At 31.6% G+C, this 26,250-nt stretch carries 22 protein-coding genes; 5 read left to right on the forward strand and 17 right to left on the reverse strand.

The window, feature by feature from the left end; translation table 11 throughout:
• Nucleotides 1-82: 82 nt before the first annotated feature.
• Both ffh and ACFQ1O_RS13065 read left to right on the forward strand, forming a co-directional pair.
• Nucleotides 83-1,411 carry a signal recognition particle protein gene (gene ffh, locus ACFQ1O_RS13060; protein ID WP_377716595.1) on the forward strand — a complete coding sequence of 443 codons (1,329 nt, stop codon included), beginning with the start codon at nucleotides 83-85 and terminating at the stop codon, nucleotides 1,409-1,411.
• A gap of 64 nt (nucleotides 1,412-1,475) precedes the next feature.
• On the forward strand, nucleotides 1,476-2,360 hold the full coding sequence (locus ACFQ1O_RS13065; protein WP_377716597.1) for a bifunctional 5,10-methylenetetrahydrofolate dehydrogenase/5,10-methenyltetrahydrofolate cyclohydrolase: 885 nt from the start codon (nucleotides 1,476-1,478) through the stop codon (nucleotides 2,358-2,360).
• Nucleotides 2,361-2,398: 38 nt separating this feature from the next.
• Here the strand turns inward: ACFQ1O_RS13065 and rluF are convergent, their stop codons facing one another.
• The 3 genes from rluF to ACFQ1O_RS13080 all read right to left on the reverse strand — a co-directional run bounded on the left by rluF (nucleotide 2,399) and on the right by ACFQ1O_RS13080 (nucleotide 5,092).
• Nucleotides 2,399-3,130, reverse strand: a complete 732-nt coding sequence (gene rluF / locus ACFQ1O_RS13070; RefSeq protein ID WP_377716599.1) for a 23S rRNA pseudouridine(2604) synthase RluF — start codon at nucleotides 3,128-3,130, stop codon at nucleotides 2,399-2,401.
• 63 nt (nucleotides 3,131-3,193) lie between these two features.
• Nucleotides 3,194-3,973, reverse strand: coding sequence for a zinc ribbon domain-containing protein (locus tag ACFQ1O_RS13075; RefSeq protein ID WP_377716601.1), 780 nt, complete (start codon nucleotides 3,971-3,973; stop codon nucleotides 3,194-3,196).
• A gap of 3 nt (nucleotides 3,974-3,976) precedes the next feature.
• A complete protein-coding gene (locus tag ACFQ1O_RS13080) occupies nucleotides 3,977-5,092 on the reverse strand; it encodes a Nif3-like dinuclear metal center hexameric protein (protein WP_377716603.1) in 1,116 nt (371 codons plus the stop codon).
• Between the two features lie 76 nt (nucleotides 5,093-5,168).
• On the opposite strand from ACFQ1O_RS13080, the gene lpxK reads away from it, so the two are divergent.
• A complete protein-coding gene (lpxK, locus tag ACFQ1O_RS13085; protein ID WP_377716605.1) occupies nucleotides 5,169-6,185 on the forward strand; it encodes a tetraacyldisaccharide 4'-kinase in 1,017 nt (338 codons plus the stop codon).
• 84 nt (nucleotides 6,186-6,269) lie between these two features.
• Here lpxK and ACFQ1O_RS13090 read toward each other — a convergent pair whose 3' ends face one another.
• The 11 genes from ACFQ1O_RS13090 to ACFQ1O_RS13140 all read right to left on the reverse strand — a co-directional run bounded on the left by ACFQ1O_RS13090 (nucleotide 6,270) and on the right by ACFQ1O_RS13140 (nucleotide 20,244).
• Nucleotides 6,270-8,465: a tetratricopeptide repeat-containing hybrid sensor histidine kinase/response regulator gene (locus ACFQ1O_RS13090; RefSeq protein ID WP_377716607.1), complete on the reverse strand. Its 2,196-nt coding sequence runs from the start codon at nucleotides 8,463-8,465 to the stop codon at nucleotides 6,270-6,272.
• A 45-nt stretch (nucleotides 8,466-8,510) separates the two neighbouring features.
• The gene (gene gap, locus ACFQ1O_RS13095; RefSeq protein ID WP_377716609.1) at nucleotides 8,511-9,518 is read right to left on the reverse strand and encodes a type I glyceraldehyde-3-phosphate dehydrogenase; all 1,008 of its coding nucleotides are present in this window, start codon (nucleotides 9,516-9,518) and stop codon (nucleotides 8,511-8,513) included.
• On the reverse strand, nucleotides 9,519-10,391 hold the full coding sequence (gene lipA, locus ACFQ1O_RS13100) for a lipoyl synthase (protein ID WP_377716611.1): 873 nt from the start codon (nucleotides 10,389-10,391) through the stop codon (nucleotides 9,519-9,521).
• A 54-nt stretch (nucleotides 10,392-10,445) separates the two neighbouring features.
• The gene (locus tag ACFQ1O_RS13105) at nucleotides 10,446-11,648 is read right to left on the reverse strand and encodes an Nramp family divalent metal transporter (protein ID WP_377716613.1); all 1,203 of its coding nucleotides are present in this window, start codon (nucleotides 11,646-11,648) and stop codon (nucleotides 10,446-10,448) included.
• The gene (locus tag ACFQ1O_RS13110) at nucleotides 11,641-12,210 is read right to left on the reverse strand and encodes an RNA polymerase sigma factor (protein WP_377716615.1); all 570 of its coding nucleotides are present in this window, start codon (nucleotides 12,208-12,210) and stop codon (nucleotides 11,641-11,643) included. The genes ACFQ1O_RS13105 and ACFQ1O_RS13110 overlap by 8 nt, the downstream gene beginning before the upstream one ends.
• Nucleotides 12,201-13,310: a glycosyltransferase gene (locus ACFQ1O_RS13115; RefSeq protein WP_377716617.1), complete on the reverse strand. Its 1,110-nt coding sequence runs from the start codon at nucleotides 13,308-13,310 to the stop codon at nucleotides 12,201-12,203. The genes ACFQ1O_RS13110 and ACFQ1O_RS13115 overlap by 10 nt, the downstream gene beginning before the upstream one ends.
• 23 nt (nucleotides 13,311-13,333) lie before the next feature.
• The gene (locus ACFQ1O_RS13120; protein WP_377716619.1) at nucleotides 13,334-13,540 is read right to left on the reverse strand and encodes a membrane or secreted protein; all 207 of its coding nucleotides are present in this window, start codon (nucleotides 13,538-13,540) and stop codon (nucleotides 13,334-13,336) included.
• Between the two features lie 104 nt (nucleotides 13,541-13,644).
• A complete protein-coding gene (locus ACFQ1O_RS13125; RefSeq protein WP_377716621.1) occupies nucleotides 13,645-15,996 on the reverse strand; it encodes a zinc-dependent metalloprotease in 2,352 nt (783 codons plus the stop codon).
• A 246-nt stretch (nucleotides 15,997-16,242) separates the two neighbouring features.
• Nucleotides 16,243-17,889 (reverse strand): M1 family metallopeptidase, encoded by a 1,647-nt coding sequence (locus tag ACFQ1O_RS13130; protein WP_377716623.1) that lies wholly within the window; start codon nucleotides 17,887-17,889, stop codon nucleotides 16,243-16,245.
• A 56-nt stretch (nucleotides 17,890-17,945) separates the two neighbouring features.
• Nucleotides 17,946-18,959 (reverse strand): UDP-N-acetylmuramate dehydrogenase, encoded by a 1,014-nt coding sequence (murB, locus tag ACFQ1O_RS13135; protein WP_377716625.1) that lies wholly within the window; start codon nucleotides 18,957-18,959, stop codon nucleotides 17,946-17,948.
• A gap of 73 nt (nucleotides 18,960-19,032) precedes the next feature.
• Nucleotides 19,033-20,244, reverse strand: a complete 1,212-nt coding sequence (locus tag ACFQ1O_RS13140) for a pyridoxal phosphate-dependent aminotransferase (RefSeq protein WP_377716627.1) — start codon at nucleotides 20,242-20,244, stop codon at nucleotides 19,033-19,035.
• A gap of 165 nt (nucleotides 20,245-20,409) precedes the next feature.
• Here ACFQ1O_RS13140 and ACFQ1O_RS13145 point away from each other — a divergent pair, with 165 nt between their 5' ends.
• A complete protein-coding gene (locus ACFQ1O_RS13145) occupies nucleotides 20,410-21,687 on the forward strand; it encodes an aspartyl protease family protein (protein ID WP_377716629.1) in 1,278 nt (425 codons plus the stop codon).
• 29 nt (nucleotides 21,688-21,716) lie between these two features.
• On the opposite strand, the gene ACFQ1O_RS13150 is transcribed toward ACFQ1O_RS13145, so the two are convergent.
• The gene (locus ACFQ1O_RS13150; RefSeq protein ID WP_377716631.1) at nucleotides 21,717-22,145 is read right to left on the reverse strand and encodes a DUF1573 domain-containing protein; all 429 of its coding nucleotides are present in this window, start codon (nucleotides 22,143-22,145) and stop codon (nucleotides 21,717-21,719) included.
• Nucleotides 22,146-22,368: 223 nt separating this feature from the next.
• Between ACFQ1O_RS13150 and ACFQ1O_RS13155 the strand changes: the two genes are divergently transcribed.
• Nucleotides 22,369-25,005: a valine--tRNA ligase gene (locus ACFQ1O_RS13155; protein ID WP_377716633.1), complete on the forward strand. Its 2,637-nt coding sequence runs from the start codon at nucleotides 22,369-22,371 to the stop codon at nucleotides 25,003-25,005.
• An 80-nt stretch (nucleotides 25,006-25,085) separates the two neighbouring features.
• On the opposite strand, the gene ACFQ1O_RS13160 is transcribed toward ACFQ1O_RS13155, so the two are convergent.
• Nucleotides 25,086-25,295 carry a hypothetical protein gene (locus tag ACFQ1O_RS13160; RefSeq protein WP_377716635.1) on the reverse strand — a complete coding sequence of 70 codons (210 nt, stop codon included), beginning with the start codon at nucleotides 25,293-25,295 and terminating at the stop codon, nucleotides 25,086-25,088.
• Between the two features lie 316 nt (nucleotides 25,296-25,611).
• The gene (locus tag ACFQ1O_RS13165; protein ID WP_377716637.1) at nucleotides 25,612-26,250 is read right to left on the reverse strand and encodes a YceI family protein; all 639 of its coding nucleotides are present in this window, start codon (nucleotides 26,248-26,250) and stop codon (nucleotides 25,612-25,614) included.

Consider the following 26,250-nt stretch of genomic DNA (forward strand, 5'->3'; position numbering starts at 1 on the left):
AAGCTTGTATTTCTTATAGATTACTTTTTGCTACTCATTGCATTTCCATTATCTTTGCATTTCTTAAAAACAGAAATAGTTTATGTTTAATAATTTAAGTGAGAAGTTAGATAAGGCGCTACACGTGTTAAAAGGTCATGGTAGTATTACAGAAGTAAATGTTGCTGAAACTTTAAAAGAAGTACGTAGAGCTTTATTAGATGCCGATGTTAACTTTAAAATAGCCAAAGAGTTTACCAAAAGAGTAAAGGAAAAAGCCATTGGATCTGATGTATTAACTACATTGCAACCAGGGCAGTTAATGGTAAAAATTGTTAAAGATGAGCTAACCGAATTAATGGGTGGTGATGCAGCAGGTGTTAATTTATCTGGTACGCCAACTGTTATTTTAATGTCTGGTTTACAGGGATCTGGTAAAACTACTTTTTCGGGTAAATTAGCAAACTATTTAAAAACTAAAAAAACAAAGAAACCATTATTAGTAGCTTGTGATGTGTATCGTCCGGCTGCAATAGATCAGTTACATGTTGTAGGAGATCAAATAAAGGTAGATGTCTTTTCAGATAGAGGGAACAATGATCCAGTTGCTATTGCACAAGCAGGTATTGCACATGCAAAAGCTAACGGACATAATGTTGTTATTGTCGATACCGCTGGTCGTTTAGCAGTAGACGAAGAAATGATGACAGAGATTTCTAATATTCATAAAGCAATTCAACCACAAGAGACCTTGTTTGTTGTAGATTCTATGACAGGTCAAGATGCGGTTAATACAGCCAAAGCATTTAATGATGTATTAAATTTTGATGGGGTTATATTAACCAAGTTAGATGGTGATACTCGTGGTGGAGCTGCTATTTCTATTAAATCTGTAGTTAACAAGCCAATAAAGTTTATTGGTACAGGGGAGAAGATGGAAGCAATAGATGTTTTCCATCCATCACGTATGGCAGATCGTATCTTAGGGATGGGAGATGTTGTGTCTTTAGTAGAGAGAGCGCAAGAGCAGTTTGATGAAGAAGAGGCGAGAAAATTACAGAAGAAAATTGCTAAAAACCAGTTCGGGTTTGATGATTTTTTAAGCCAAATACAACAGGTTAAGAAAATGGGTAATATGAAGGACTTAATGGGAATGATACCAGGTGCTTCTAAAGCTATGAAAGGAATTGATATAGACGATGATGCTTTTAAGCATATTGAAGCTATAATTTACTCAATGACTCCAGGTGAGAGAACTAAGCCAGCAACGATCAATGCTAGTAGAAAGAAAAGAATTGCTAAAGGAGCAGGAAGGTCTGTGCAAGAGGTAAACCAGTTGTTAAAACAGTTTAACCAAATGAGCAAGATGATGAAGATGATGCAAGGCGGAGGCGGAAAGAAGATGATGCAAATGATGAAAGGAATGAGATAAAAATATGCGCTGTCAATAACTAGACAGCGCTTTTTAATTATATATAACACACAACACAACAACTATGACATTACTTGATGGAAAAAAAGTAAGTAACGACATTAAAGATGAAATTGCTGTAGAAGTAAAAAAAATGAAAGAAAGAGGAGAGAAGGTTCCTCATTTAGCAGCAGTAATAGTAGGTAATGACGGTGCCAGTTTAACTTATGTAAATTCAAAAGTAAGATCTTGCGAACGTGTAGGTTTTGAGTCTACTTTGGTTCAAATGCCAAGTACTACTAGTGAAGTAGAACTATTGAATAAAATAAAGCAGTTGAATGAAGATGATCATATAGATGGATTTATTGTTCAATTACCTTTGCCTAAACAGATTGATGATCAGAAAATATTAATGGCTATTCATCCAGATAAAGATGTAGATGGTTTTCATCCAACAAATTTCGGAAAAATGGCTTTAGATATGAGTACGTTTATTCCAGCAACTCCATTCGGAATTTTAGAGTTGTTAGAGCGTTATAATGTAGATACAAAAGGTAAGCATACAGTTGTTATTGGTCGTAGTCATATTGTAGGAAGACCGATGAGTATTTTAATGGGACGTAAAGGTTGGCCTGGTAATTCTACGGTAACCTTAACGCATAGTCATACCAAAAATATTACACAGATTATTAGTCAAGCAGATATAGTTATTTCGGCTTTAGGGATACCAGATTTCTTAAAGGCAGAGATGGTTAAAGATGATGCGGTTATTATAGATGTTGGGATTACTAGAGTTCCAGATGAAAATGCTAAAAGAGGGTATGTAATAAAAGGAGATGTAGATTTCGAAAATGTCTCTAAAAAAGCAAGTTACATCACTCCTGTTCCTGGAGGTGTTGGACCTATGACAATTGCAATGCTAATGAAAAATACTTTGTTGGCTAGAGAGAGGCATAAAGCAAATAAATAAACAAAAAAAGCCTTGTAACAAATTACAAGGCTTTTTTTTTAAACAGTTTTACTAGAATCTTCTGTAAGTCTATTCAATTCTTTGAGTTCTTTAGGAGTAATATCTCGCCATTTGCCAACAGGAACATCTAAGCTAATATTCATGATACGTACACGTTTAAGTTTAGTTACTTCGTAGCCTAAATATTCACACATTCTACGTATTTGTCTATTTAAACCTTGTGTAAGTACTATTCTGAAGATAAATTTACTTACTTGTTCAACTTCACACTCTCTTGTAATTGTGTCTAAAATAGGAACTCCATTACTCATTTTCTGGATAAAGACTTTAGTAATAGGTTTATCTACGGTTACTAAATATTCTTTTTCATGATTATTACGAGCCCTTAATATTTTATTTACAATGTCTCCATCGTTAGTTAGAAAAATAAGTCCTTCACTAGGTTTGTCTAATCGACCAATAGGGAAAATACGAGTAGGATAATTTATATAATCTATAATATTGTCTTTTTCTACTCGTGTGTCTGTAGTGCAAACAATACCAATAGGTTTGTTAAAAGCTATGTAAACAGGTTTTTCATTGTTGTTGTTAACTAATTTTCCATCTACTTTTACAATATCTTCAGGGGCTATTTTAGTACCCATTTCTGGAATAGATCCGTTAATGGTTACTCTTCCTTCGTCTATAAGTTTATCGGCTGCTCTACGAGAGCAGTAACCTATTTCGCTTAGGTATTTGTTAATTCTTTTTAATTGTGGTTTGTCAGGCATCTAAATAAAGGTAATAAAAAAAGCTACCTGATAAGGCAGCTTTTGTATGTTTAAAGTTGCTAATTATAGTTTAGCAAACATTTTTTCCATTTTTACTTTTTGCTCAGTAGCTAATTCAGGATCAACTAAAATTCTTCCTGAGTGTTCGTCAGTAATTATTTTTTTACGTCCAGCGATTTCAGCTTGTACTTGTGGCGGTATTGTAAAGTAAGAACCTCCAGCAGCTCCACGTTCAACAGGAACAACAGCTAAACCATTTTTAACGTTGTTCCTAATACGCTTATAAGCCTTAACTAAACGATCTTCTATTTGCTTTTCGTATTTAGCAGATTTCTCTAATAGAGCTTCTTCTTCTTTTTCTGTTTCGGCTAAGATCTCATTTAATTCATTTTTTTTGTGTTTTAAATGCGATTCTTTATCACCTAAACGATCTTTAGTTTGGTTAATAACTTCGTTTTTGTGCTCTATTTGTGCTTTAAATTCTTTAATATGCTTTTCAGCTAATTGAATTTCTAATTCTTGAAATTCAACTTCTTTAGTTAAAGAGCTAAATTCTCTGTTGTTACGAACATTCTTTTGTTGTTCGCTGTATTTTTTAATTAAAGCTTTAGCTTCATCAATAGTAATTTTCTTAGCACTAATTTCTGAAGTTAAAGTTTCAATATCAGCATTAAACTTTTCTAATCTAGTGTTTAAACCCGCTACTTCGTCTTCTAAATCTTCAACTTCTAAAGGAAGTTCTCCTCTTACGTTTCTAATTTCATCCACGCGAGAATCTATTAATTGCAAATCGTATAATGCTCTTAACTTTTCTTCTACTGTAGCTTCTTTCTTCTTTGCCATATCTTAAAAATAGTTGACTGGATTTGTATTTAAATCTGATAAAATGATACTGCTTGCCGGTAAGGCAGGTGCAAAATTAGCAATTTTTTTGGTAAGATACTCATATAAAAGTGATTTTGTGTACTGTTCGCTTTCATAATGACCTATATCGCATAATAAAATGCTTTGTTCTGCTTGATAAAAATCGTGGTATTTTAAGTCGGCTGTTATAAAGGCATCTGCTCCAGCTCTTTTTGCGGCTTTAATAGCAAAAGCACCAGATCCACCTAAAACAGCTATTTTTTTTATGCTTTTACCTAACAAATTGCTATGCCTAATGCAGTCAGTATTCATATTTGTTTTTAAAAATGGGAGGAATTCTTTTTCATCTATAGACGATGTTAGTTCACCAACCATACCCATTCCTATATTTTGATATTTATTTTCTAGAGTGGTAATTTCATAAGCGACCTCTTCATAAGGATGATGGGTAAACAAAATATTTAATATCTTAGACTCTAAATGTTTTTCAAACGTAATACCAATCTGAATCTCTTTTTCGATATGCAATTTCCCTCTTTCCCCAATAACAGGATTAGAGTTGTTATTCCCTTTAAAGGTTCCACTTCCTTCAATAGAAAAACTACAGTTGCTATAATTACCAATATTTCCTGCCCCCACTTCAAATAAGCGATCTCGTAATTCATTTGCATTTTCCTTAGGAACAAATGTGGTTAGCTTCCTTATAAAGCTTTTTTTGGGAATTAAAATTTCTCTGTTAATTAATCCTAATTTATCACAAATTGTACTATTAACACCATTTAGAACATTGTCTAACGCTGTGTGTGTGGCATAAATAGCGATATCATTTTTAATAGCTTTTATAAGAACCCTGTTTACATAATCTTGTCCGTTAAACTTTTTAATTCCTGAAAATACTATTGGGTGAAAACTAACAATTAGGTTGCATTTTTTTTCAATTGCTTCATCAACAATAGATTCTAAGCAGTCATGAGTAATTAAAATACCATTTACTTGATTTTTTTTATTACCAACAAGTAAACCTACATTGTCAAAATCTTCAGCATAAGCTTCGGGAGCAAGTTCTTGTAAAAAGTCTATAACGTTAGCTATTTGCATAGTTGTAAAATTAGATTTTCAAATATACCTAAAATCTAATTTGCCAGAGCCAAGAAGATAGTTTACTTTCGTTAATATGCGAGGACTCAGAAAAATTTTATTTCCATTTGCTATCTTATATGGTTTAATAACTTCTATTCGAAACTATTTTTTCGACATAGGATTATTGTCATCTAAAAAATATAAGCTACCTATAATAGTAGTTGGAAACTTAAATGTTGGAGGAACTGGAAAGTCGCCAATGGTAGAATATTTAATACGATTATTGCAAGATGAATATAAATTAGCTACACTTAGTAGAGGGTATAGAAGAAAAAGTAAGGGGTTTGTTCTTGCAGAAGATGGAGTGACTTCTAATGAATTAGGTGACGAGCCTATGCAATTTTATTCTAAATATAAAAAATGCTCTGTTGCAGTAGATGCAGATAGACAAAATGGAATAAACAAACTACAGGATATTGTTAATCCAGAGGTAATCGTATTAGATGACGCTTATCAGCATAGAAAAGTAAAGGCCGGATTTTATGTGCTATTAACTAAATATAATGACTTGTATGTAGACGACTATATTTTACCTACAGGGAATTTAAGGGAGGCTAGAAAAGGAGCTAATAGGGCAGATGTAATAATTGTTACTAAATGTCCTACAGAGCTAAGTAAATTAGATCAAGAAGAGATTTTAAAACGAATACAGCCATTAAAGAGGCAAAAAGTTTTTTTTAGCTCAATTAAATATGATGAAAAGATTTTTAATAATGAAAAATCTTTTGTGTTGCGTGATTTGAAAAACACGTTTACATTGGTTACAGGTATAGCAAACCCTAGACCTTTGCTTGGATATTTGAATAGTTTGAAGTTAAAATACGAACATATTGCTTTTAACGATCACCACCATTTTTCTGAAAGGGATATAGAGTTATTAGCTAGAAAAGAGTTTGTTATTACCACAGAAAAGGATTACATGAGGTTAAAAGATCGTTTAAAAAATGTAATGTATTTACCTATACAAACTCAATTTATGAATAATAATGAAGAGTTTGATGAGATGATTTTTGATTACATAAAAAAAGACCTGCAAAAAACAGGCCTTTAAAAAACTAACTAAACTAGATTTTTTTATAAAAAAATCTTGAAAAAACTAACTCACTTACTTATTAAACAAGAAGTATGCCAGTTTTTATTTCTTCAATTGATTATAAACTTTGTTAAAGAAAATATCTGATTTAAATGGTTTAGATAAGATATCATCAAAACCTGCATTGTCAAACTCTTCTTGTTGCCTTTTATCTATAGTAATAGCTGTAAGGGCAATTATTGGAGTTTGTGTGTCAAATTTTCTTATTGCTGTGGTGGCTTCTATACCGCTTATACCGGGCATATGAATATCCATTAATATTAAGTCGAATTTATTTTCTTTAGCTTGGTTAATAGCTTCTGTACCATTGTCTACAGCTATACAAGTAATTTCTTTTTTAGCCAAAGTCTTTTTAGTAATTAACTGGTTTATTTTAACATCTTCAACGAGTAAAATATGCTTGTTTTTAAATGTTTCTAAGAAATCTTCTGGTTCGGTATTATTTTCTTCAAGAGTTACTGCATGGTCTGGAGCAATTTCAAAATTCATTTTAAAATAGAAATTAGTTCCTTTACCGGGCTCACTTTTTAATTCAATTTTACTACCCATTAATTCTAAAAGGTTTTTTACTATAGTAAGACCTAATCCAGTACCTCCATATTTGCGGTTAATTTGAACTGATCCTTGTGAAAAGCTTTCAAAAATAAGTTCTTGTTTGTCATAAGAAATTCCAATACCATTATCTTTTACTTCTAATAATAAACTAATAGTATTATTTGTCTGTTCTAGTTTTTTTATGTTTAAATCTACTTTTCCGTTTTTTGTAAATTTAATAGCGTTGCTTACCAGGTTAATTAAAACTTGAGAGATACGAAGTTTATCTCCCATAACATTTTCAGGAACACTTTCGTCTATATTAAGATTTAAGCTTGTTTTGTTGTCTTCTGCTGCTTTGTTTAGTGTTACTAAAACATTGCTAGATAGTTTTTTAAGATTGAAAGGTATGGTTTCTATTTCTATTTTATTAGCTTCAATTTTATTAACATCTAACATATCGTTGATAAAATTTAACAAATAATCTCCCGAAAAACGTAGAGACTTTAAATGTTGCTCTTGTTCTTGAGTAGGGCTTTGTTCTAAAAGTAAATCTGTTAATCCAGTTACAGCATATAAAGGAGTTCTTAATTCGTGGGTAACTGTAGACATAAACTGTGCCTTTGCTTTAGATGCTCTTTCGGCTTCATCTTTAGCAATAGTTAGTTGATTGTTTGTGTCACGCAATAAGATATTAGCTTTTTTTCTTTTTTTATTGTTATTGTATAGGTATAAAATAAAAGTTAAGAATAGAATAAGAAAGGCAGCCCCTAGTAAATTTAAGTTCCTATTTATTCTTAATTGTTCTTGGTTTTTTTGAATAAGTAAATCTTGTTGTTCTATAAATTTTTCTTTTTCAGAAAAATCGAATTTAGCTAATTCAGATGCCGTAATCCTGTCTTTGCGTAAATCAAAAATGCTATCTCTAAACTTGTTGTGTCTTTTTAGTTCGTTTAAAGCTTCGGGTATTTGATTATTGGCTTCAAATATTTCACTTAAAACAATATGTCCTTCAGTTACAATCCAAGGGTATTCGTTTGCCATACCACTGTCTATAGCATCAATACAATCAGCTTTAGCTTTAGAAATTTCACCTAGCCCTAACAACGCTTTAGCATTTTGTAAATAAATATCTGCTTTGGTATCTTCTAGGGCATACTTGCTAGCGTCTTTAAATGCTTTTTCAAAAGTTTCATTGGCTTTTTGGTAATCTTTTTGATTTAGATATACTTTTCCAATATTTTTTAAAACTTCTGTTTTACTACTAAATAATTGTAAACTGGTATAAATGTCTAATGCCGAGGTAAAATAATTTTCTGCTTGTTTATAGTAGCCTTGTTCAGTGTGTAATAAACCTAATGTGTTTCTCGTTTTGGCAAGTTCTTCTTTGAATTCATACCTACTTTGTTTATTAGCAGCTTTTTGTAAAGAAGAATAAGCATCATCATACTTTTTATTATCGAGATAAATTTCTCCTAATATTCTGTGGGCTATAGCCTCGTTTTCAAAGTCTTTTATTTCTGAGGCTAAATTTAGGGCCTCGTTACAAACTCGAACAGCTTCACTGTAATCTAGGTCTTTTTTTAGTTCTCTAGCAGTATTCAGTAAATTATATATTTTATCTTGACTACTTTGAGTTTCAGTTTGAGAAAAACCTATTAAACTATAAGTTAAAATGTATAGGGTTGCTAAAAAGTACTTCACGTGTATCTATTTCTTAAAAAAATAAAGATACAATATTTATTAAAGTTAAATTGAAATATTATGAGCGTGTAGAATTAAATCTACAAGTCTATTGCTGTAACCAATTTCATTATCGTACCAACCAACTATTTTCACCATTTTACCAATAACTGATGTTAGCTGAGCATCAAAAGTACAAGAATGAGGATTACCAAGTATATCTACAGAAACTATAGGATCTTCTGTGTAAGCAAGTATTCCTTTTAAGTTAGTTTCTGAAGCCTTTTTAAAAGCCGAGTTTAATTTTTCAATAGAGATTTCTTTTTTTACATTGAAAGTAATGTCGGTTAAAGAACCATCAGGAACGGGTACTCTTATTCCACAACCTCCAATTACATTCGATAGGTTAGGGAATATTTTTGTCAATGCTTTGGCAGCTCCAGTTGTAGTTGGAACTATTGATTGAGTTGCTGCTCTTGCTCTTCTTAAGTCTCTATGAGGTTGATCGTGTAAACTTTGATCGGTAGTAAAAGAATGTATAGTAGTTATGTAAGCTTGCTCTATTCCACATAAATTTTCTATTATTTGTATCATAGGAGCCGCATTATTGGTAGTGCATGAGGCATTAGATATAATTGTTTCTGTTCCATCTAAAATTGCCTCGTTAACTCCTAAAACAACCATTTTTATATCTTCTGATTGTGGAGGAACCGCTAATATTACTTTTTTAGCTCCATTTTTAATGTGATAGTTTAATTGATTGGAAGTTTTAAATTTTCCGGAGCATTCTATTACAAAGTCAGGTTGTGTATCTGTCCAATTAAGTTTAGTAATATCTGATTCATTGCTAACAGGAATAGAATTATTGTCAACTATTAAATTGTTATCATTAGATTCAATAGTGGACCTGCAGATACCATGAATACTGTCGTATTTTAATAGATGAGCTAAGGTTTTAGTGTTGGCCAAATCATTAATAGCCACTACTTCTATATTTGTATGGTTAATTAATAATCTAAATAAACCTCTACCTATTCTTCCGAAACCGTTTATTGCAATCTTGATAGTACTCAATTATAAGATGTGTTTATGAGCTTTATAAGAAGATCTAACTAATGCACCACTTTCAACATGCCTGAAACCTAGAGATTTTCCTATCTCTTCGTATTCTTTAAATTCATCAGGAGTAACAAATCGCTGAACAGGTAAATGTTTTTTACTCGGCTGTAAGTATTGACCTAAAGTTACAATGTCTACATTAACCTCAGCTAAATCATGTAGTGTTTGTATAACTTCTTCTTTAGTTTCACCCAAGCCTAGCATGATGCCAGTTTTGGTTCTTCTTTGTCCGTTATCTTTTAAGTATTTTAAAACTCCTAAACTTCTATCGTATTTAGCTTGAATACGTACTTCACGAGTTAAGCGTCTAACTGTTTCCATATTGTGAGAGATAACTTCTGGAGCTACCTCAATCATTTTATCTAGGTGTTTTTCAATACCTTGAAAATCTGGAATTAAAGTTTCCATAGTTGTTTGTGGGCTCATTCTTCTTACAGCTTTTACTGTTTCTGTCCAAATAATGGTTCCCATGTCTTTTAAGTCGTCTCTGTCTACAGAAGTTAAAACAGCATGCTTTATGTTCATTATTTTAATTGAACGAGCTACTTTCTCTGGTTCATCCCAATCAACAGTTTCAGGTCTGCCAGTTTTAACTCCACAAAATCCACAAGAACGCGTACAAATATTGCCTAAAATCATAAAAGTTGCTGTTCCTTCTCCCCAGCATTCCCCCATATTAGGACAACTACCAGATGTACAAATAGTATTTAATTTGTACTTGTCTACCAATCCTCGTAATTCGGTATATTTTTTACCAACAGGAAGTTTTACTTTTAACCATTTTGGTTTTCCTTTAGGTGGTAATACGCTTGTTTTGTCTGTGTTCATAGATCCTTAATCACTTAACGAGGTGCAAAGATAAGTGAAAAAAGTTAGTAAATCTTATAATGTGGTAAGATACCAAATACTAAAAGCAAATAGTAGTACGATACTTATTAAACTAAATAATTTCATTAACCAGTTTGGTTGAGCAAAATTAGGGGTGTGTTTACTGGTGATAAGAATATAGTTAGCTATGGCGTAAAAAGGAGCTGTTAAAAAAGATAGCACAGTAGCAATTTTGATTAATAAACCCATTTCTGAAAGTAATAGGGATAAAATAATAATAGTTCCAGCAATTAAAATAGCCATCCAATATTTGTAGGAGTTATTTTTAGAGAATAGTAAAGATGTAGTTTTTTCTAAAGCTCTGGGAGAAGCATCTAAAGTAGTGAGAGTAGTACTAAACATGGTTGTAAACGCCGCTATAGCTATTACTATAGTGAAGTTGCTTCCTAAACTTTTTTGATATAAATTAATGAGTTGATTGGCAAATTTTCCTCCTTTAGGAGAGAAACTTTCTCCAGATGGGTACATGACAATAGCACCTAAAGTAATAAAAGCAACTCCAAGAATGATCGTAGTAAAATACCCAGTATTAAAATCAAATAACTTGATACTTTTTACACTTATATTGTTTCGTTTTTCTGTTTCCCATAATGAATGCCAAATAGAAATATCTAGAGGTGCTGGCATCCATCCCATAAAAGCAATTAGAAAAGCGATTCCAATACCTTCTTTAGGCAGCATTTGTGTTAATTGAATAGGGTGTGTATTGTTGTTAAATGCAAAGAAAACAGCTAGAATAGTACTAATTGTAAGAGTAATGATAATTACTTTCATTAGCTGGTTAAGAACTTTGAATTTACCAATAATTAAAATTACTGCACAAATAAGAGTTATAATAATGGACCAAGTTTCTAATCCGAGATTTAAACCAAAAAGAGTAGTAGCTAATCCAGCTGTAACTATTGTAACTGCTGTTTGAATGGTAAACATCGTAGCTAGCGTAAGAATGAAATAAGCAATTAAAAAACCTTTTCCGAGCTTTTGATACCCATCTAGCAAGCTATTTCCTGTGGCTTGTGCATAGCGAGGTCCGAATTGAAAAAAAGGATATTTAATTATATTGATAAGAAATAAAGCCCAAAGTAAGCTAAAACCATAATCAGCTCCAGCTCTGGTAGATTGTACCAAATGAGAAACTCCTATGGCTGCTCCAGCAAATAATAGTCCAGGGCCTAAAGACTTTAATTTTTTAATCATTTTTTTTCTGAATAATTTCAGCTAATAATTTTCTGGCACGTAATAATTTAACTTTTACGTTGTTTAAAGGCTCATTAATTTCCTGTGCAATTTCATTATAACTCATTTCCTGAAAATAACGTAACTGAATTACCTCTTGATAATGAGGTTTTAATTTTTTAATGTCCTTTAGGAGTTTTGCTAAATTCTGTTCGTTTATGAGTTTGTCTTCTGCCGAAGGAGATTGATCTGCAATAGAATATACTTTATCATCATCATCGGTAGTGGTTTGAGAGCTTATTGATGATTTTTTCTTTCGTAAAAAGTCATAATGAATATTTTTAGAAATGGTAATTAGCCAAGTGCTAAATTTATATTGCTCGTCAAATAAATCAATTTTATGAAAAGCTTTAGAAAAAGTTTGAATAGTGATGTCTTCTGCGTCTGTTTCGTTTTCAGTTCTTTTTAATTGAAAACGATAAACTTCGTTCCAGAAATGATCTAATAAATAATTAAAAGCACTTTGGTTGCCCTTTTTGGCTTTTGCAATTTGAGTTAGTAATATTTCTTTATTTACTTCCAATGATTTGGTTTTGATACACTATTCGTGATAAATATAACTAATTGAAATATAATTAAAAATATTTCTAAAAAAGGGAGGGCAAAAGTTAAATCTTGTTCTTTGAGTTTTTTAGCTGAAAAACCAAATACTAAGTATTGTACAAGTAGTTTACTGCTTAATACAATAAGCACTATTTCCCATTGAAATAAAAGGCCAAGTAAAATACTAGCTAAAATCCAAAACATAAATTGAGAGATGTAATACAGGCCTAAAAAAAACTGATCTTTTGTTTTATAATAGTTAGCTGTAGAGATGTGTCTTCTTTTTTGTTGAAACCATTCTTTAAAGCTTTTTGAAGGAGTAGATATTGTGTGAGACTTTTCAGAATCAACAATAACTGTTTGCTTTCCAGTTGCTGCTTCATTTATGAATAAATCGTCATCTCCAGAGCGAATTTTCATATGGTTCATAAAACCATTAATCTTAAAGAAATCTTGTTTTTTATATGCAAGATTGCGCCCAACACCCATGTATGGATTTCCTATTTTTGCATAAGAAAAATACTGAACTGCAGTTTGTAAAGTTTCAAATCTGATTAAAGCATTCAATAAAGAAAACTTTTTTTTCTGGTAAGCACCATAACCCAAAATAAAACTTTTAGTGTTAGAAAATTGACTAGCCATTTCTTTAATCCATTGGTTAGATTTTGGCATACAATCTGCATCTGTAAATAGAAGGTAATCGTAAGATGAAGCTTTTATACCTAAGGTAAGTGCGTATTTTTTACTTCCCCAAAAGGCTTCGTTATTTTCTACATTAACAATTTTAATATTAGAGTGTTTTTTTTGAAACGCTTCCATGAGATCTAAAGATTCATCATAAGAAGCATCATTAATTAAAACAATTTCAAAATTCGGATACTCTTGATTAATGATATTAGGTAAAAATTTTTTTAAATTTTCTGCTTCATTCTTTGCACAAATAATTACAGAAACTGGAGGCAATGCATTGTTTTTCGACTTTAGTGTTTTGCTAAAGGCAAAACGACTAAAAACAAAAAAATAATAAATAAGAAGAATACCTGTTACTCCAAAAAAAGTGTACAAAAGTACATCTAACATAGCTTATGGTTTAAAAGGAAAGATTATTCTTTGTGTTGAGGTTCGTTACAAGAGCCGAACTCTTCTGGTGGCTTACCACAAAAACCGCAAGCTTCTCCTTCTTGGTTTAAGGCAGGATTTTGACTAGCACAAGTTCCAGCAAATTTACCGTCTTTTTTAGCCCATATTTTGATAGCAATTCCTAAAACACCTAATGCTAATAGACCTATAGTGAGTAATACAAGTTTCATCTATTTTTTTTAATATGTTACAAAGATACTAAAAGCTTTTTGTAAAAACTAAAGGCTCGCAATTGCGAGCCTTTAATAGGTTGAATAGTTTGATTAAATAACGATTATTTAATTAAAATTCTTTTGTTTATTTCTTTAGTACCCTTTCTAACTTTTAAAATGTAGATAGCACTATCTAAATTATTAAAGTTAAATGATTGGTTGAATAAAGACGAGTTTTGAGTATATTCTTGGTTAAAGATCTTTCTTCCTCTAATATCGTATAATTCTACAGAGATAGCTTCTTTATTTACATTGTTGAATGCAATATTGAAGTTACCGTTATTTGGGTTTGGCCAAACGGCAAAACTATCAGCAAAGATATCATCTTCAATACTTAACACAGGGTTACCACAAATTTCTAATTTAAAAGAGTTAATAGTACCAGTACTATCTGTCCACTGGTCGTAAACATTTAATTTCCAGTCTCCTTGAGAAGTTTTTCCGTTTAATACGTTTAAAGGATTTTCTGGACTAAAAGTACCTGTAAATGGAGCTGTTCCAGCAGTTATAGCAGTTGTGCCAGCATCGTCTAAAACAGTTTGAGTAAAGTGATTACCTGCACCAGGACCGCTTTGGTCATCTATATTTTTAATTAAATCAATTTTAGTTCCATCAGGGTGCTCTAACTCAACTCTTAAGTCATTTATATATTCATAAGTAATATCTATTGTAACATTTACGTCAGTAATGTTAACGTTGTTTCCAGCTGCTATTGTAATAGTTGATACTCCAGGAGCTGCTTCTGTACCATTTGCAGTAGAATTTGGTATAGCTACTGAATTAGAATTAGTCTGATCATTACAGTTAACAGTTGCAGTTGTAAAGTTAAATACCGAAGAATAAGCAGATTCTCCACATCCGTTTACTGCTTTAACTCTCCAGAAATATTGAGTGTTAGAATTTAAACCAGTAGCATTATAAGTTGTTGCACTAACACTGTTAGTAGTAACATTTGCTGTGAAAGCTGCATCAGTAGCAGTTTGTACTGTATATGTAGATGAGTTAGCAGAAGCTCCCCAAGTTAATGTAGTAGCTAAAGGTTGATTTGTAGCTCCGTTTGCAGGAGAAGTTAAAGTTGGTACAGCAGGAGTTCCAGCAGAAACATTTAATACAACATCTACAGTTTTAGTAGTTGTACCCGCAGCAGAAATAGTCATTGGGTAATTTCCAGCAGCTATAGAACCTGTTAAAGTTAAAGTAAAGTTTCCGTCTGCGTTCATACTTGTTGGGTTAAATGTAGCTGTTGCCCCAGCAGGTAATCCAGCAGATACACTTAAGTTAGTTGTAGCATTATAACCGTTAGTAGTAGCAAAAGTAAAGTTAAATACTGGGTCTGTACCAGCACATACAGCAACTGGACTATTATTAGCAGTTACAGTAAAATCTGGAGATTGACAAGAAAGTACATTTTGTTTCCAATCTGAAGCTACAGTAGCAAAATAAGCTTCCATTCTAGTAGCTTGACCAGCAGAGAACATATACATATGTGAATCATTTACATAATCCATATAGTTCATAGTAAGTGCTTTTTCTCCAGCAACACATCCTGCAACAGATCCCGGTGCAGGCGTACCATAAGTAGCGTTTGCAACAGCAGGTGTATCAGCTACATTATCATTTGGACCAGTACATCCACCATTAAAAGTGTGGTCTAAGTTGTAAAAGTGACCTAACTCGTGAGTAACAGTTCTACCTAAATTGTATGGCGCCTGTGGAACAAAACCAGTACATCCAGAACCAGTACCATAAGAACCAAAGTTCATTACAACACACTGTCCTCCAGAGATACTACCACCTAAAGGAGAGTATCCTAATATACCATCTCCAGCATTTTTAATAACAAAATTCATATAACCAGCCCATGTTGTGTTAACATCTGTAGAGGCATATGATCCAGATTGAGAACCAATAGTTACTGCTAAATTACCATCTGCAATAGCAGGTGATACAGTTGGGTGGTTTTTGGTTGCGATACAAAACTTAACATCTACGGATCCAGGAGTTGTATTTGGATAATGAGATTGTGCAGCAGCCCAGTTAGAAGCGTGATCTGCATTGGTTTTAGTGTAATCTGCATTAATAACATCAATTTGTGTTTGAGCATGCGCTTCTAGACAAGACCTATCAGATTCTGATCCTGTTGGGAAGTGAACTGCAACTGGTATATAAAGCGTAGCTCTACGCTCGTAAGTACCGTTTGCTTTTTGAGTTTTAATTTCTTCGTATTTTACATTGAATGCTGCTTGCCTTCTAGCGTATTCTCTAGCAAAATCAGGGTTTTGTAATAACTCTCTCATGTGTTGTTCCATACCACAAGTTCTGTGGTCATGAACTCTTTGAGTTTCATTTTGAGCTAACAAAGAACTCATTGCGAATAAAGTCATAAATAGACTCAATAAGGTAATTCTTTTCATTTTCTTAATAATTAAAAGGTTGTTTCAAATATATCGATGAAAAGACGTAAAGTGCTGATGTATAGTATGTTATTATACTAACCTCTGTTAAACTACTGCTTTTTTGGTTGTTTTTACATACAAATGAGTTTTTTTAGAGTGTTGAGTTGTTTAAACTGAAGCTTTTTTGTTGTTATGCTCACATTTTTAACTTAAAATGTGTTACAAAATAAATGTTTAGGGGTTTCGTTTGCAATGAATTTAAAACTATTTTTTTTGATGTTTTAAGTAAAAATTTTTGTCTACTATAAATGTTTTTATAGGTTTATTACTTTTAAAAACTTGTAATTTATTAGATACATTAAGCCATACTGCTTTATTGTTTATATATACTTTAATGGGGAAGTTTAAATTATTAACTGAATTATTAAACTTGAATTTAACAACATTTTTATCTATTTGATATTCAAGGATAGGTATTTTAGTGGTTCTTAAATATTGATTAAAAAAACCTTTTAAATCTAAACCAGATTGGTTAATTATATAATTTTCTATCTGTTGAGTGGTAACTTGTTGATGATAGAATTCTTCGTTTAAACCACGTAAAATATTTCTCCATTTTTCATCATCATTTACCATTTGCCTAATAGTGTGTATAATATTGGCCCCTTTATAATACATGTCTCCTGAACCTTCGTTGTTTACACAATATTGACCAATTAAAGGTTTATCATTTTTAATCATTCTTCTAGTACCAATAACATAAGTATTTGCTTCTTCAGTTGAAAAATGATAGTCAACATATAAATTTTCAGAGTAGGCGGTAAAACCTTCGTGTATCCACATGTCGGCTACATCTTTATGGGTAATATTGTTAGCAAACCACTCATGACCTGACTCATGTACAATTATAAAATCGAACTTTAATCCAACCCCAGTACCACTTAAATCACTTCCTAAATAACCATTACGGTATTTATTACCATAGGTAACAGAACTTTGATGTTCCATTCCTAAGTATGGAGCTTCAACTAATTTAAAGCTATCTTCATAAAAAGGGTATGGGCCAAACCAATGTTCAAATGCTTCAATGGTCATTGTAGCTTGCTTAAATTGTTCTTTAGCTTTGCTTAAATGATGTTTTAATACCCAATATTGGCAATCTAGATTACCTTTTTCGCCTTTGTAGACCTCAGAAAAGTGTGTGTAATCACCAATGTTGATATTAACTCCATAATTGTTAATGGGGTTTATTACTTGCCAGTGAAAAGTTTTAGTTTTAGCTTCCTTATTATGTTTTATATCGATTAGTCTACCATTAGAAACATCTGTTAAATGTTCTGGAACGGTTATAAACATATCTATTCCATTATCAGGTTCATCATAACTATGGTCTTTATTGGGCCACCAAATACTAGCACCAATACCTTGATTAGAAGAAGCTATAAAATCGGTGCCGTTTTTATCTTTACGCCAAGTAATTCCGCCAGACCAAGGTGGGTTTTTACTTTCTGTAGGTGTACCTTCATAAAAAATAGTAATACTTTCGTTAGAGTTTATAGTTAAGTTGTCAGGAAAATCTATCCAAAAAACGTTTCCCTCTCTAGTAAAATTTAGCTCATTATTTTTATAAATAACTTGAGTAATTTTGAGTGGTTTTTGTAAGTCTATTTGTAATCGTTTAGCAGGTTTTAATACTTTAAAATTTATGATATTAGAACCTTTAATAGTTTTAGTTTTAGGAAAAACTTCTACAGATAAGGTGTAATGTTTTAGGTCCCACCAGGCTCTTTCAGGAGTAATACTACCTCTTAAAGAATCTTGACGAGTAAAAGTTTCCTTATGCTCAAATAATCCGTTTTGAGCAGATAGAAACAATGGAAGTAGTAAAAAGAAAGTATAAATATTTTTCATGTTCGTTACTTATTAATAAAGTAAAAGTAACAATAATTATACCTCAAAAAATATTTTTAATAAATATTAACTTCTGGGTTGATCTCTATGTTGAATTTTTTTAAAACAGTTGTTTTAATTTTCATGGCTAAGTCCCATATTTCTTCTCCTGTTGCATTGTTGTAATTAACTAAGACCAAGGCTTGATTTTTATGAACTCCAGCGTCTCCAAATCGTTTTCCTTTAAATCCAGTTTGTTCAATAAGCCAACCAGCAGGTATTTTTACTTCACTATCTGACATTCTATAGCTAGGAGCTTCAGGGAACTTTGAAATAAATTTTTTAAAATCTTCTTGAGAAATTACAGGGTTTTTAAAAAAACTACCACTATTACCTAATTCTTTAGGATCGGGCAATTTAGACTGTCTAATAGTAATTACGGCATTCGAAATGTCTTTTATGGATGGGTTGGTAACTTTTTGCTTGTCTAGTTCACTCTCAATAGCGCCATATGAAGTGTTGAGTTGGTGGTTTTGTTTGGTTAATTTAAAAGTAACCGATGTGATAATATATTTGTCTTTTAATTCGTTTTTGAATATGGAGTTTCTATAGCCAAATTGACAATTTTCTTTACTGAAAGTGTGAACTTTCCCAGAAGTAATTTCTACAGCTTCGCACTCAATAAAATTGTCTTTTAGTTCTTTTCCATAAGCACCAATATTTTGGATAGGAGCTGTACCAATATTACCCGGGATTAAGGACATGTTTTCTAATCCGCCAAAATCTTGATCTAAGCACCAAAGAATAAATTCATGCCAATTCTCACCAGCATTAGCTTTTATCCAGACAAAATCTTCATTTTGCTTAATAATCTCTTTCCCTTTAAGGTTTAGGTGAATTACTAGCTTATTGGTAATATCTTTGGTAAGTAACATATTACTTCCACCTCCTAACAAAAAAAGATCACTGTTTTGGTGTTTTAGTACCGTTTGCAGTTCAGCTAAATTACTTACAGAAATAAAATCAATAGCTTTTACATCTATACCAAAAGTGTTATATGGTTTGAGCGATATGTTGTGTTGAATATTCAAGAGGAAATATTTTTTTGAAGTTAGGAGATGAGCTTGTCGAAGTTACTTTTAATTTCGACAAGCTCAATCTCTATTATAAAGTAGCAACCTCTACAGTCGCTTTATATTCAACTAAGGCTTCTTTTAAAATATTTGCAGCGGTTATTAAAGATAATTTTTCTAATACATAGGCTATGCGAACTTGATTCATACCTACACCAGGAGTAGAGTAAAAACCTGCTGCTGGAGCTACCATAATTGTCTCACCGTTTAAATCAAATTTTTCTAATAACCATTGAGCAAAATCATCAGCATTTAGAACTGGTAACTCTGCAATACAGTAAAAGGCACCTTTAGGAGTTGCAACTTTTACACCTTCTATCTTTTGTAATTCACTAATTAAAGTATTTCTTCTTTCTGTGTATTCTTCAATTACGTCTGTAAAATAACTATCTGGAGTTTCTAAAGCAGCTTCAGAAGCTATTTGAGCATAGGTTGGAGGGCTTAATCTTGCTTGGGCAAATTTCATGGCAGTAGCCATAAAGTTTTTATTCCTAGATACAATGCAACCAATTCTGGCGCCACACATACTATATCGTTTAGAAACAGAGTCAATAACAATGGCGTTTTCGTCTAACCCTTCTTCAGCTAAAACGGAATGATGTGTTAATCCATCGTATGCAAATTCACGATATACTTCATCAGCAATTAAAAACAAGTCATGTTTTTTAACGATTTCTGCTAATTTTTTAATTTCTTCTTTGCTATATAAATAACCAGTTGGGTTTCCTGGGTTACAAATTAAAATAGCCTTTGTTTTAGGAGAAATTAACTTTTCGAATTCTTCAATAGGAGGTAAAGCAAAACCATTGTCTATAGAAGACATTACTGGAACAACTTTAACACCTGAAGCAGTAGAAAAACCATTGTAGTTAGCATAAAAAGGTTCAGGTATAATCACTTCGTCATCAGCATCCATAATGCTTCCAAAAGTAAATAATAAAGCTTCTGAACCTCCTGTAGTAACAATTATATCATCGTGTTTTACAGCTACATTATGTTTACTATAATAATTAGCAATTTTAGTTCTATACTCTTCCGAACCTTCAGATCTTGAGTAAGCTAGAACTTCTATATCATTATTTTTTATGGCATCTAAAGCAACCTGAGGTGTTTTAATATCAGGCTGACCAATGTTTAGATGAAATACAGTAGTACCTCTCTTTTTAGCAGCTTCAGCAAATGGCACCAATTTTCTTATTGGTGATTGCGGCATAGCATTTCCTTTAGCAGATATTTGTGGCATTTTGTTATTTATTTTGGTATGCAAAATTACATAATTTAATTGTATTTAAAGACTGTTAAATGTTGTTAAATGATTTAAAAAAAGCTGTGAAGTTTGTAACTTTAAGTAAATACTAATTCTCTAATAATGCGTTTGTTTACTTTGTATATCTCTTTTTTACTATTAATGTTTTGCTGCAGCAAAGCAACAGCGCAATCTAATTTTGATTTTCCCGTCGAAAAGAAGAAAGCTAAAATTCATTTTGAGTTAATTAATAATTTAATGATTGTTCCTGTTGAGGTAAATGGAGCACAATTATCGTTCTTATTAGATACTGGAGTTAGAGAAACAGTATTGTTTAATGTAAAAAAGGTAGATTCAATCACATTGTTAAATACCAGGTTGTTAAAAATTAAAGGAATTAACGATGAAGAAATACAAGCTTTAAAGTCTGAAGGGAATACCCTAAAAGTGGGGGGCTTAGTATGTGATAATCATATGGTTTATGTGGCATTAAATCAAAACGAACATTTATCATCTTATTTAGGGAAAGAAATTCATGGAATTTTAGGATATCATTTTTTTAAAAATTTTGTTGTAGAAGTACTTTATCAATCTCAATTAATAAGGGTATTTCCAGAAGAAACTTATAAAAGAAGATGGAATTCTTTTGAAAAAGTTTCTTTAGATATAATAAAAGGGAAGCCTTTTGTAAATGCTAAAGTAAATAACAGGAAAGTAAATTTGCTTTTAGATACTGGTATGAGTGATAGTTTATGGATGTTTGATGTGGATGTTAACTCGCTGCAAAACTTTGGATATTATGAAGATTTTTTAGGAATGACTATTTCTGGCGAAATAACCGGTAAAAGAAGTAAAATTGAAATGTTAGATTTTGTAGGACAAGTTTTTAAAGATGTTAAAATAGCCTATCCTTATAAAGAACAGCTGCCTCCTGAGTTATTAGAACAAAAAAACAGAGCAGGTAGTATAGGTTCAGAATTATTAAAAAGATTTACAATAGTGTTAGATTATAATAACGAAAAAATGTATTTAAAACCTAATAAATGGATAGACGAACCTTTTTATTACAATAAAACTGGAATAATTTTAAGACAAGATGGAGAAGCTGTAGAAGCAAATAAAAACAACCCTTTATTAAAGAGTTTAGAGCAAAATAACTTTATATCATATGTAGATTTAAGTTACTTGTTAAGTCCAGAATTTGTGATAGATCATGTGCGAAAAAACTCTCCTGCAGATTTAGTTGGATTGCAAAAGGATGATAAGTTAATTGAGGTAAATGGAACTAAAACTTTTAGATATAAATTAAAAGCAATTAATTCATTGTTTTTTGATGAAGAAAACAAACGTCTAGAATTAAAAGTTGAGCGAAAAGGAAAAAAGCTGATAAAGATTATTTACTTAAAATCTCCGTTAATAAAAAATGCCCTAGTAAACTAGAGCATTGAAAGTATTATGAAATGAAACGTTTATTGTTCCATGATAGATTTTTGTTTTTTTTCTAGCACACTTTGAGTGTCAGGTTTTTTAATCTCTCCTTTTATTTTTAAGTAAGACAAACCTCCTTTTACATTGGTAGCATTAGATGTTACAGTAATTGTTTTTCTAATAAAACCAGTTCTTTTAGTATCGTACTTTACTTCAATAACTCCATTTTCTCCCGGAGCAATTGGAGCAGTTGGTTTTTTAGGAACAGTACAACCACAACTAGATTTAACATTAGAAATAACTAAAGGAGCATCACCAATATTAGTGAACTCAAAAGTTCTAATACCATCACTTCCGTTTTCTATTTTTCCGTAGTCTATAGTTTCTTTTTTAAATTCAATTTTAGCTTCTTGAGCAAAAATTGCTAAGCTGAAAACACTGAAGAATAAACCTAATAATAACTTTTTCATTTTTTTTAATTTTAGTAAAGGTTAAACATATTTAGAACCTTAAGATTCAAATGTACGTAAAATTAAGCAGACTTTAAATTGCTGCAAAAAGAACTAGACCAACCACAATAATCTTTATATAAATAACTTGTGCTAAAATATTAATCACAAAAACCTTAAAAGCTTTTTAAATAGCAGTCTAATAGTTACTTTTGCTAATTATATTACAAATATCAGACCAAAAATGAGTAGTACAGGTAAATACAACGCTACAGCAGTAGAAGAAAAATGGTATAAACACTGGATGGAGAATGGATATTTTCATTCTACTCCAGATGAACGCGAACCCTATACAATAGTTATCCCTCCACCAAATGTTACGGGAGTATTGCATATGGGACATATGCTAAACAATACTATTCAAGATGTATTAATACGTCGCGCTCGTTTACAAGGTAAAAATGCTTGTTGGATTCCTGGTACAGATCATGCATCTATTGCAACAGAGGCAAAAGTTGTTGCTAAATTAAAAGAGCAAGGTATAGATAAGAATGATTTAACTAGAGATGAGTTTTTAAAGCACGCTTGGGATTGGACTCATGAATATGGAGGAGTAATTTTAGAACAGTTGAAAAAGTTAGGATGTTCTTGTGATTGGGATAGAACCAAGTTTACAATGGATGCTGATATGAACGAAGCTGTAATTAAAGTTTTTGTTGATTTATACAATAAAGGATTAATTTACAGAGGGTATAGAATGGTAAATTGGGATCCTGAAGCTAAAACAACATTGTCTGATGAAGAGGTAGAATATGTAGACAAGCAAGGAAAACTTTATCATGTAAATTACCAAATAGAAGGTTCTAATGAGGTTTTAACCATAGCAACTACACGTCCAGAAACAATTTTAGGAGATACAGCTATTTGTATCAACCCTAATGATGAACGTCATACTCATTTAAAAGGAAAGAAAGCTATTGTTCCTATTTCTGGAAGAGTAATTCCTATTATAGAAGATGAATATGTTGATGTAGAGTTTGGTACAGGTTGCTTAAAAGTAACCCCAGCTCATGATGAAAACGATAAGGTTTTAGGAGATAAGCATAACTTAGAGGTAATAGATATTTTCAATGAAGATGCTACTTTAAATAGCTTTGGGTTACACTATCAAGGAAAAGATCGTTTTACTGCGAGAAAAGAAATTGTTAAAGAATTAGAGGTTAACGGACAGTTAGTAAAAACTGAAGATCATAATAATAGAGTAGGGATTTCTGAAAGAACTAAGGCTATTATTGAGCCGAGATTATCAGATCAATGGTTCTTAAAGATGGAGGAGTTGGTTAAACCAGCTATAGAAGGTGTTTTAGGTGATGATAATGAAATACAGTTATATCCTAAAAAATTTGAAAATACATATCGTCATTGGTTAGAAAATATTCGCGATTGGAATATTTCTCGTCAGTTATGGTGGGGGCAACAAATTCCAGCTTATTTCTATGGAGATGGTAAAGAAGATTTTGTTGTGGCTGAAACTGTTGAAGATGCAGTTAAGTTAGCTCAAGAAAAAACAGGTAATACTTCGTTATCTAAATCCGATTTAACTCAAGATCCTGATGCTTTAGATACATGGTTCTCATCTTGGTTATGGCCAATGTCTGTTTTTGATGGAATTAGAAACCCTGAAAATGAAGAGATAAAATATTATTATCCTACTAATGATTTAGTAACTGGACCAGATATTTTGTTTTTCTGGGTGGCTAGAATGATTATTGCTGGTTACGAGTATAAAGATGCTAAGCCATTTCAAAATGTTTATTTAACAGGATTGGTGCGTGACAAGCAACGTAGAAAAATGTCTAAGTCGTTAGGAAATTCTCCAGATGCGTTAAAATTAATAGATGATTATAGTGCAGACGGAGTAAGGGTAGGGCTATTATTAAGTTCTGCTGCTGGTAACGATTTAATGTTTGATGAAGCTCTCTGTCAACAAGGAAAAGCTTTTGGAAACAAAATTTTTAATGCTCATAGATTGGTTAGCGGATGGGAAGTAGATGCAACTATTGCTCAGCCTGAATCTAGTAAAATTGCATTAGAATGGTTTGAGTCTCGTTTTCAAGAAGTATTATTAGAGATTGAAGATCATTTTAGTAAGTATCGTTTGTCTGACGCTTTAATGGCTATTTATAAATTAATTTGGGATGATTTCTGTTCATGGTTGTTAGAAATGGTAAAGCCAGGTTATCAGCAACCAATAGATAAAATTACTTTTGATGCAGTTATTAATGCATTTGAAAATAACTTGAAAATATTACACCCATATATGCCTTTCTTAACAGAAGATATATGGCAAAGTATTACAGAAAGAACAGCAGACGAAGCCTTAATAGTAGCTGCTTGGCCAGAAACAAAAGAAGTTAATAAAACTATTTTGAAAGATTTTGAAATTGCTTCAGGTGTAATATCGGGTATTCGAACTATTAGAAAAGATAAGAACATATCTTTTAAAGATACTATTGAATTGTCTGTTTTAAATAATGAGAAATCTGCTAAAAACTTTGACTCAGTAATTACTAAAATGGGTAATGTTTCTGAGTTAAGTTATGTAAGTGATAAAGTAGAAGGATCATTAAGTTTTAGGGTGAAATCTAATGAGTATTTTATTCCAATGAATGGAGCTATTAATGTTGAGGAAGAAATAGAAAAGTTAACAAAAGAATTAGAAAGAGCAGAAGGGTTCTTAAAATCTGTTCAAAAGAAATTGTCTAATGAGCGATTTGTTTCTAATGCACCAGAGCAAGTAATTATTATGGAGCGAAAGAAAGAAAGTGACGCTCTAGCTAAAATAGAAACAATTAAAGAGAGTTTAGCTGCGCTAAATTAATACTCGGTTTATTTGTCTAAATAAAAAGGAGAAGCCTTTCTTATTAGCAAGAAAGGCTTCTCCTTTTAAATTAAGTTATTTTAATTTACGTCATCATCACAAGGACAATTTCCAATAGAGTCACCATGAGCTAAATGAGCTCTAACAGCATTTGTGCTTACAGTAATTTCATGAGCATTGTCTGGATTCCCAGGAGGAATATGACAAATAGTTACTTTTTGATTTTCTCTTTCACTAGTGAAACTGATTGATAAACAAAGTAAACAGATTATACCTAATAAAATCCCCAATTTTTTTCATAATAGTTGTTTTATAAATTACACACTTAAATTTACGGATAAAACACTTGATAATCAATAGGTTATGGTTTTTTATTCTTTTTTATGGGTTTAAGATGATATATTCCATCAATTGTTTTATTACTGAGTTGTTTTCTTTTCCAGAGGGATAAGTTATTTTTTTCTTAATTTTAATATTAGGATTTAATTTATTGAATATCAATATTCCTTCTGTGGTCTGTTGTAAATAATTTATCAAGATAGATAGTTAATATAAAATAAAAGCACGCTAATAGCGTGCTTTTATTTTCAATATGTATAGAGTGTTTTATTTTGTTTTTAAAACAGCAACAGCATTAATGGCCACTTCTTGCCATGTTTTACTAACTCCATCTTCTCCTGTATGTAAAGTTTCACATGCCTTATGTAATGAGTTAAAAGCCTCTTCCATTTTCCAGTCTAGTAAATTATTAATAGTGCCATTTAAGAGTACTTTATTTTCTACTATTGAATATTGCATAGGAATAGCGATTGTTTCTCCATTCATCTTTAAATTCAAATTCATAGTTCCAGACTCTTCATTTCCTTTTACGTCAGAAAAGTTGCCGCTAACTAAACTGGTTTCTTTCATAACTGCCCAAAAAACGGTTTTAATTTTAGTGTCTCTTTCTTCGTTATTCGAAAAGAAACTTGAGACAGGTATGTTAAATGTTAGTCCTTCAAAAGCATTTTGTTTAGCTTCTGCTTGAATAGGAGAGTCGATGTTTAAGTTTAAAAACTTCCCTTTAACAGGGGTTTTTGCTGTTGTTTTATAAGCTGTCCATTCAACAGTAGTTACACTTGGGTCTACTTGGTATGTAGTTGCTTTAGCAACAGTTTCTGTTTTGTTTTCTTCTTGTTGTTTATTTTCTTTTTTGCATGAAATAAATGTAGCTAAACATATAGCTAAAAAGATTACTCTTTTCAT

It is taken from the genome of Pseudofulvibacter geojedonensis (assembly GCF_042675745.1).
Lineage (GTDB): Bacteria > Bacteroidota > Bacteroidia > Flavobacteriales > Flavobacteriaceae > Pseudofulvibacter > Pseudofulvibacter geojedonensis.